The 8,612-nt window shown below is 52.3% G+C and carries 8 protein-coding genes; 1 reads left to right on the top strand and 7 read right to left on the bottom strand.

Annotated elements, in window-relative coordinates:
• Positions 1 to 93 precede the first annotated feature (93 nt).
• The 5 genes from AC07X4_RS23430 to AC07X4_RS23410 are packed head-to-tail and all read right to left on the bottom strand — an operon-like array spanning position 94 to position 5,128.
• Positions 94 to 2,229 (bottom strand): type IV pilus secretin PilQ, encoded by a 2,136-nt coding sequence (locus tag AC07X4_RS23430; protein ID WP_440597489.1) that lies wholly within the window; start codon positions 2,227 to 2,229, stop codon positions 94 to 96.
• Positions 2,226 to 2,768, bottom strand: coding sequence for a pilus assembly protein PilP (locus AC07X4_RS23425; RefSeq protein WP_082522379.1), 543 nt, complete (start codon positions 2,766 to 2,768; stop codon positions 2,226 to 2,228). The genes AC07X4_RS23430 and AC07X4_RS23425 overlap by 4 nt, the downstream gene beginning before the upstream one ends.
• Positions 2,768 to 3,430, bottom strand: a complete 663-nt coding sequence (locus tag AC07X4_RS23420) for a type IV pilus inner membrane component PilO (protein ID WP_056060190.1) — start codon at positions 3,428 to 3,430, stop codon at positions 2,768 to 2,770. Before AC07X4_RS23420 ends, AC07X4_RS23425 begins: the two co-directional genes overlap by 1 nt.
• Position 3,431: 1 nt before the next feature.
• Positions 3,432 to 4,052: a PilN domain-containing protein gene (locus AC07X4_RS23415; protein ID WP_056060186.1), complete on the bottom strand. Its 621-nt coding sequence runs from the start codon at positions 4,050 to 4,052 to the stop codon at positions 3,432 to 3,434.
• Entirely contained in the window at positions 4,049 to 5,128 is a 1,080-nt protein-coding gene (locus tag AC07X4_RS23410) for a pilus assembly protein PilM (protein ID WP_015012658.1), read from the bottom strand. Before AC07X4_RS23410 ends, AC07X4_RS23415 begins: the two co-directional genes overlap by 4 nt.
• A gap of 267 nt (positions 5,129 to 5,395) precedes the next feature.
• Here AC07X4_RS23410 and AC07X4_RS23405 point away from each other — a divergent pair, with 267 nt between their 5' ends.
• The gene (locus AC07X4_RS23405; protein ID WP_494741474.1) at positions 5,396 to 7,789 is read left to right on the top strand and encodes a penicillin-binding protein 1A; all 2,394 of its coding nucleotides are present in this window, start codon (positions 5,396 to 5,398) and stop codon (positions 7,787 to 7,789) included.
• Positions 7,790 to 7,840: 51 nt separating this feature from the next.
• On the opposite strand, the gene cyaY is transcribed toward AC07X4_RS23405, so the two are convergent.
• The gene (gene cyaY / locus AC07X4_RS23400; RefSeq protein WP_056060182.1) at positions 7,841 to 8,170 is read right to left on the bottom strand and encodes an iron donor protein CyaY; all 330 of its coding nucleotides are present in this window, start codon (positions 8,168 to 8,170) and stop codon (positions 7,841 to 7,843) included.
• The gene (locus AC07X4_RS23395; protein WP_440597491.1) at positions 8,170 to 8,427 is read right to left on the bottom strand and encodes a hypothetical protein; all 258 of its coding nucleotides are present in this window, start codon (positions 8,425 to 8,427) and stop codon (positions 8,170 to 8,172) included. The genes cyaY and AC07X4_RS23395 overlap by 1 nt, the downstream gene beginning before the upstream one ends.
• Positions 8,428 to 8,612: the final 185 nt, after the last annotated feature.

Below are 8,612 nucleotides of genomic sequence, written 5' to 3'. Positions count from 1 at the left end.
CCCCCCGCCTCCACAAGCGACAACCAACACACCGGCAGTGATGGCGAGTAATATTTTAAATAACTTTTTCATAATCAATTAATCCGTAAAGAATTATTTTCTAGGACCACTATCAGAAATAACTTTAGGCGTAATAAATACTAACATTTCACGCTTGGTAGATTCTTTTGTTCTATTTTTGAAGAGATTACCCACCACAGGAACATCGCCAAGCAACGGGATTTTATTCTCTTGATTGGTTTCTTCCATTTCAAAGATTCCACCAATTACAACGGTTCCGCCGTTTTCAATCAAAATTTGCGTTTTGACATGCTTGGTGTCAATAGCGACACCTTGAGTAGTTGTCTCTCCTCGGCTGTCTTTGTTCACGTCTAAATCAAGAATAATATTCCCCTCAGGAGTTATCTGGGGCGTCACTTCAAGCTTGAGTACTGCTTTTTTGAAGGCTAGAGTCGTAGCACCGTTAGGGGCCGTCACAGCGTACGGATACTCTGTACCTTGCTCAATCAGCGCCTTAGTTTGATCCGCCGTAATAATGCGAGGGCTGGAAACTATCCTCCCCTTACCGTCGGCCTCCATTGCCGAAAGCTCTAATGTAAGAAAGCGATTTGCGGCAGAATTGAATATCGATAGCGCAAAACTCCCCACACTGCTCACATTAGATAGACTTGCGGGCAGGTTCACAAAATTTCCACTCGTATTAGTCGCACCACCTGCACCACTGGATGCAACGGCATCGCTGTATGAGGTACCGAAGGCTACTCGGTTATTTCCTCCGACTCCATATCCACCATCCCCCCCCCTATTAGCACGCAAGTCAGTTGCACCCAAACGTACGCCCAAAGATCGGCCAAAAGTATCTCGCGCCTCGACAATGCGCGCCTCAATCAAAACTTGACGAACTGCAACATCCAAGCTCGCCAGTAGTAAACGAACTTCTTCGAGCTTACTTGGGGTATCAGTCACAAATAACTGATTTGTCCTCGGTTCGGATATTGCACTACCACGCTCCGACAAAAATCGCGTTGATGCGGCCCCGCTGGACGCACCCGCCGTAGTGGTGAGCTGAGCAACAATGTCTGCTGACTTTGCATAGTTAAGCTGAAAAGCCTGCGTCTTAAGTGGCTCCAATTTTTGGATTGCCTGAGCAGCCTCGAAGTCTTTCTTTGTACGAGCATCTATCTCATCTTTAGGGGCGATCCATAGAACGGATCCTGTCTTACGCATACCAAGACCTTTGGCGTCCATGATAATTTGGAGCGCTTGGTCCCAGGGGACATCCTTGAGCCGCAGGGTTAGAGCACCCGTGACAGTGTCAGATGTGACTATATTGAAATTCGTAAAATCAGCAATAACCTGCAGCAAAGATCTCACTTCGATATTCTGGAAATTCAAGGATAATTTTTCTCCTGAGTACCCAGGACCCTGCGTCAATTTACTCAGATCGATTTTCTTCTGCCGAATTTCAACAACAAACTGATTGTCACTTTGGTATGCGCTGTGCTCCCATTCACCATTCGATTCAATAAGCATACGGACGCGCTCACCCGTCTGTGTTGTAGTTACAGTCTGCACAGGAGTGCCAAAATCCGTAACATCTAATTTTCGACGCAACCCCTCAGGCAACGATGATCGCATAAATTCAACCACAATACCTTTGGTTTGCTGCTGCAGATCAACACCTACCTGATTGCTAAGAAGATTCACGATTACCCTTCCAGCACCGTCCGAACCACGTCGAAAGTCTATGTCTTTCAACGGTAGCACATCGTTGTTCTGACTTTCCGAAAATGCGGTGGTTTGAGCAGAAGGCCTCGTTCCGACAAGCGAAGACTCAAGCGACAAAAACAAGGATTTCCCTTGAATTTCCGTTTTGTAAGAGGTCGGATTTTTTAGATTCAGAACAATACGCGAACGCTCCCCTGCATTCACAATATTCACCGATTTCAAATTTCCAAGGTTAATATCATACAGCGATTTACCACTATCATTCCCCACCCCCTGAAAGTCCAGCGCGATGCGTGCAGGAGACTGTGTCGAGAATCCTGTAGGCGAAGAAGAAATCGGCTCAGAAAAATCAACTCTCAATATCTCAACACCCGCCTGGATGCTAGCGGAAACAGCACTAATCCCCCCAGCGGCAAATGCCCCAAGAGAAAGAAAAAGCATTGAAACGCCTACAGCAGCGCCACGGCAATAACTGAACAATATGCCACTATTTTGTTTCATTTTTTACCCTCTTGCAGATCAAGCGATGCTGAACGCTCTATCCAATCCCCTGTTGCATCTTGTGCTATTTCACGCAGCTGAATTGAATTTTCAGTAATCCGAGTGACTTTTCCATAATTTTGACCAAGGTAATTTCCAACCTTGACCTGATAGATCAAGCTATCAACTTTAATCAACGCTATCGGTGCGCCTGATTTATTCAGACTACCCACCATAGCCATAGAATCCAATGGGAACGCCTCCAATGGCTCCTTACGACGGGCCATTTCTGGAGCGATCAACGTAACGTTCGAGGCCACTTGACTAGAGTCCCGTTTCAACGCTTGTGTTAATTTAAGTTGATTGAACGGTTCTATCGCACCATCCTGGCTATATGCTTCAGGGACAAACTTCTTTGGTTCAGTTAACGGCTGAACGCTCGGTTTTGTGTTGGCTCGCTGCTCCGCCATCCAAACTCTCAATTCATCTTCCCCTGACGGAGCACAGCCAACAAGCATTAACAAACCACTCACAAGAAATGACGCAGTGAAAATTTTCATCACTTAGCCCCCCCCGCCTTCTTTTGCGCCTGGATCTCCTCAGGATCCAGATATCTAAATGTGCGCGCAGTCGCATCCATAGTTAAGCCTTCACGAGCCCCGGGAGTAATCGATATGTTGTTAAGCGTAACAATGCGAGACAGGTGCGCAATATCAGAGGCAAAAGCTCCGATATCATGATACTTACCAGTAACACGAATAGAAATGGGAAGCTCAGCATAGTAGTCTTTGGCAACGACTTGACCGGGCCGAAACAACTCAAACTGCAGACTTCTCCCTAAACCAGATTGATTGATATCAGAAAGCAACGCAGCCATTTCAGCTTTACTAGGAAGTTGCTTTTCTAGCTGAATAACATATTGCTGAATCTGCTCACGCTGCTTCTTCAGTGCATCCAAGCTAACTGCTTTGATGAGCTTCTTCTGGTAGTCACCCCTCAAAGCTAATTCCTTGTTGCGTTCCTCACCCAACTGCACTTCATAGTCTTGCAAAAATGCGAACCACGACACCGCAGCGACAGCGCCCGCAATAAAGACGCAGAGAATTACCTTTGGCAAAACTGGCCAAGCTGAAGGATCTCTGGAATCCAAGCTTCTGAACTGCCGCTGGACAGACTCTATCCATTCAGCGAAATTTATCTTTTTTTCTTTTGCTTTCGCCATGTCACCTACCTCCAGGCGAAGAGGCAGCAACATTCGCTGCCGCTATAGATTTTTGTGCGTCGCTGGCGCGCACCAATTGGAACCTCAAGTTGAAGGAAGAAACTCGGCGTTGATCTCGCGAGGTCAGCGCTACAGTGCTTGCAGTGATTTCCACCAATTCTGGCTTCGCCAACCACGGCGTGTTGCTTGCCAAATTACGCAACAACTCGGAAACCCGTTCGTTGGACTGCGCCATCCCCTGCATCGTGATCGTTTGCCCGGCTTGCCGGATTGCCGTGACATACACCCCGTCAGGGAGTTGTTTGACCAATTCGGTAAGCAAGTGAACAGGAAGGTTTCTGTCAGACTGTAGATCTTCTACCGCCTTCTGGCGCGCACGCAAAGAAGCAATTTCATCTTCGATGGATGCAATTTCTTTGATCTGTCCCTCCAACACCTTTATCTCCTGCTGGAGAAAGGCGTTCTTATTCTGCTGATCCGTGATCATGATCTGAAACCACCAGTAGATGGCTCCGGCAATAGCAAGGCCCAAAAGCAAAGATGCAAACATCGTCGCCTGAAAAGCTTCCTTGCGGCGTTTGCGTGCCTCCTCTCGGTGAGGCAAAAGATTGATCAGAATCACTGCAGAAACCTCCGCATAGCAAGACCGCACGAGGTCAGGTACGACGGTGCTTCGCGCACCATTTTTTTCAGTCGCACGGAACTTCCGATTTCCATACCATCAAAAGGATTGACAGCACTGCACGCAAAACCGGTTTGCTGGGTGACAGCCTCAGTTAGCCCCGGCAGTGGGGCCGAGCCACCAGCCAGCATGATGTGGTCCACACGGTTGTGGGGCGTGCTGGTGAAGAAGAATTGGAGGGCTCGGCCAATCTCTTGGGCCATGCTGTCGACAAAAGGACGAAGGACTGCTGATTGATAGTCTTCCGGCAAATCACCGCTGCGCTTTTTGCTCTCGGCTTCTTCCACAGAGAAACCATATTGCCGAACAATCAGCTGGGTCAGCTGGGCGCCGCCGAAGGCTTGGTCGCGGTCGTACAGAACTTCTTCGTTCCGAATCACCTGCATACTGGTCGTCAAGGCTCCCACCTCGAAAAGCGCCACCATCGCATCGACGCCTTTATTCGGCAGCGCTTCAATGAGACGCCCTGCAGCCAGTCGTGATGCATGGGATTCAATATCGACCACCACGGGCTTCAACCCGGCGGCCTCCGCCAAGCCCTGTCGGTCTTGGACTTTTTCGCGCCGGGAGGCAGCAATCAGAACGTCAACGTCCCCGGGCGCGTTTTTACTCGGACCAATAACGCAAAAATCTAAGCTCACCTCATCGAGCGAAAATGGGATGTACTGGTTGGCTTCGGATTCGACCTGAACCTCAAGCTCCTGCTCCGTCATTCCACCCGGCAGCGTAATCTTCTTGGTGATCACAGCGGAGGGGGGCAATGCCAGTGCCACGTTTTTGGTTCGAGTGCCACTCTTCTTGACCAGTCGACGCAATGCGTCGGCCACTTCGTCAAATTTTTCGATGTTGCCATCAGTGATCCAGCCTCGCTCCAGCGGCTCGATCGCGCAACGCTCTAGGACCAGACTACCTGCCTTATCGCGCCCTAACTCCACCAGCTTGACACTGGAGGAGCTGATGTCGATTCCCAGCAGCGGAGCAGACTGGCGATTGAACAAAGACCCCATTGAGATCAAGATTGGTCCCCTGTAACTTGCCAAAATGAGGCAACAAAACTTAACACTTCACATGAATGCTATCAGTAAGATAGTTCTCCGGCAAAGATTTTTCCCCCTGTAACGCCCGAAGAGCGTTGCCAAAAGCAGACGAAATTTCAGAGCACTGCAATGCCGCTTGGCTATTACAGGAAGCCTTTCAGCGACACCTTGCCAAGTACGAAATCGGATTTCCAGCCCCAGCGGTGGACATTTTTATAATGGGTGGTCTTACCCCATCGGAGCGATATGCCGCCCTCCCCCTCGAAGACCTCCGACAAGTCGGACTCCTCTCCTGCTCGCACCCGTCCCAGTTGGCTTCGCTGGTTGGTTCGCATCGCTCTATGGATCACTGGACTGGCCGCGGCCGCGGCCGTGGGCTTGGCGCTCACAATCGCTGTGGCTCTGTCGGTGGCCTACCCCAACCTGCCGGACATCTCTGACTTGGCGGACTACCGCCCCAAATTGCCGCTGCGGGTGTACTCTGCGGAAGGGGCCTTATTGGGCGAGTTTGGTGAAGAGCGTCGCAACCTCACGCCCATCGACGAGATTCCGCAGGTCATGAAAGACGCAGTGCTGGCGATCGAAGACTCTCGCTTCTTCCAGCACGGTGGTGTGGACTACAAAGGCGTGCTGCGTGCGGGCCTCGCCAATCTGGGCCGTGTGAAAAGCCAGGGCGCCTCGACGATCACCATGCAGGTTGCGCGAAATGTTTATCTGTCCTCAGAAAAAACATTTACTCGCAAAATTTACGAAATCTTACTAACTTTCAAATTGGAGCATTTGCTGACCAAGGATCAGATTCTTGAGATTTACATGAATCAGATTTTCCTTGGCAATCGTGCGTATGGATTTGCGGCAGCCTCCGAGGCTTATTTTGGAAAACCGCTGAAATCCGTTTCCATTGCTGAAGCAGCAATGCTTGCGGGCTTGCCCAAGGCACCATCTGCCTACAACCCCATCAGCAATCCCAAACGTGCCCGCGCTCGACAGCAGTACATCATCGAACGGATGGAAGAGAACGGCTTCATCACTGCGCAACAAGCAGAGCAAGCCAAGAAAGAAGAGTTGAAAATCCGTACGGGGCCCGACAACACGCGCATCCACGCGGAATACGTCGCCGAGATGACCCGCCAGCTAATCTTCGCCCAGTACGGCAATGAGGCCTACACACGCGGCCTCAACGTGTACACCACCCTCAATGCAGCGGAGCAAGAGGCCGCCTATGTGGCCCTGCGGCGCGGGATCATGGACTACGAGCGGCGCCAGCAGTATCGGGGACCAGAGAAGTTCGTTGCGTTGCCCACAGCAGCCCAGGAAGTGGAGGACGCCATTGATGACGCCCTTGCCAACCACCCCGACAACGGAGACGTACTCTCCGCTGTGGTGCTGGAAGCATCCACCAAACGCATCCTAGCCGCACGAGCCAATGGCGACTCACTGGAGATCACCGGCGATGGACTCAAACCAGCGCAGTCGGGGCTCAGCGACAAGGCGCCGCCCAATATCAAGATCCGGCGCGGCGCCGTCATCCGAGTGGTCAAGACACCAAAGGGCGCATGGGAGATTACACAGCTGCCCGAAGTGGAAGGGGCTTTTGTAGCCCTTGACCCCCGCAATGGCTCCATCCGGGCATTGGTAGGTGGATTCGACTTTGACAAGAACAAGTTCAACCATGCAGCGCAGGCATGGCGCCAGCCTGGTTCGAGCTTCAAGCCGTTCATCTATTCAGCAGCGCTCGAAAAGGGCTTCACGCCTGCCACCGTGATCAACGATGCTCCGCTGTTCTTTGATGCGGGTATCACCGGCGGTCAGCCTTGGGAACCCAAGAACTACGACGGCAAGTACGACGGCCCCATGAGTATGCGCACGGGCTTGGCGAAGTCCAAAAACATGATCTCCATCCGGATCCTGCAAGCCGTGGGACCCAAAACCGCGCAGGAATGGGTGGGACGATTTGGATTCGACCCAGAAAAGCACCCGGCCTACCTGACCATGGCGCTGGGTGCGGGCTCGGTCACGCCCCTGCAAATGGCATCCGCTTATTCCGTGTTTGCCAACGGGGGCTACCGCGTCAATCCTTGGCTGATTGCCAAGGTGACTGACCACAAGGGGCGAGTGATTTCAGAAATCACGCCACCAGCGCTCAACGAGCAGCCCCGGGCCATCGACGCACGCAATGCCTTTGTGATGAGCAGTCTGTTGCAGGAGGTGACCCGCACCGGCACTGCAGCGCGGGCCCAGGCCACTCTCAAGCGCCCCGATCTTTATGGCAAAACCGGCACCACCAACGATTCGGTGGACGCGTGGTTCGCAGGGTTCCAGCCCACCATTGCGGCTGTCACTTGGATTGGATATGACACGCCACGCAATCTGGGCAGCCGGGAAACCGGTGGCGGGCTCAGCCTGCCCGTGTGGATCAGCTTCATGGAGCGTGCGCTGAAGGGCGTGCCAGTGATGGAGCCTACAGTGCCACCCGGTGTCGTGAATGTGGGCGGTGAGTGGTTCTACGAGGAGTACGCACGCAATGCGGGTGTTTCGAGCGTGGGGGTGGACGACCGGTCCGCGTCTCCCGCAGTAGCGCCCCAAGCACCTCCGCCTTCTGAAGAGCGCAGCCGCATCCTGGACTTGTTCCGAAACTGAGCGCCGCATAATCCGCAGCGCCCCTCCTCAACTGGGCGGGCGCGGAGTAAGTTACGGGGCAAACTGCAGCGACATCCCGGACTGTTGCGAGGCATCGCGCGTGAGGCATGCAAAAAATTCTCCGGCGCCCTTGGTGTCCTGCCAATGGCTACCATCAAAACGATAGTGATAGCCGCCAGACCGGGCGGCCATCCACACCTCGTGCAGCGGTTTTTGCAGGTTGATCACGATCTGGCTGCGGTTGGGAAAGGTCAAGGTCACCATGCCCCCCGAGCGCTGGCTGTCCACATCGGCATCCGAGGTGTCATTGATGCGATCACAACTGCGTTCGACGGCAAGCAGCAGTTGTTCGGCGTGGTCCATGAATTCGAGGTCGGTCATTACAGTATTCGAATGCGTTCAAGTAGGCTGGCCATTGCTGGTTTTTTCTTGGCTTCTTCCGTCGCCTCGATCATTACCAACTCCTTCTCCAGCTCCATGTAGTCCACGCCCTTGACGGTGGCAAGCGCCAGCGCTTGAGGACGGGTGGGTACTCTAAAGCCTGTTTTCCATTCGCTCACCCGCGACGACGGAACACCTTGTTCAGCCAAGGCTTTGCGATCTTCGGCTGTCAGGTTCTCGATTAATTCAGCATACATAGCGGCAAGACTCCATAGAGAGAATTAATTACCAATTCTGTAATCTGTGTTAAATTACGTTTTACGTAATCCGGATATTGTTATCCGTTACTAGTAAGGCAACTTTACCACCATGGAGCCACCCATGTCAGCCCTGCAGCTTCTTCTTCCTGAAATCGCCGCTCCCGAAGCGGCTAACGATTGCA

This window comes from Acidovorax sp. GW460-11-11-14-LB4, assembly GCF_059423685.1.
This window is presented reverse-complemented; position numbering and strand designations above follow the sequence as displayed.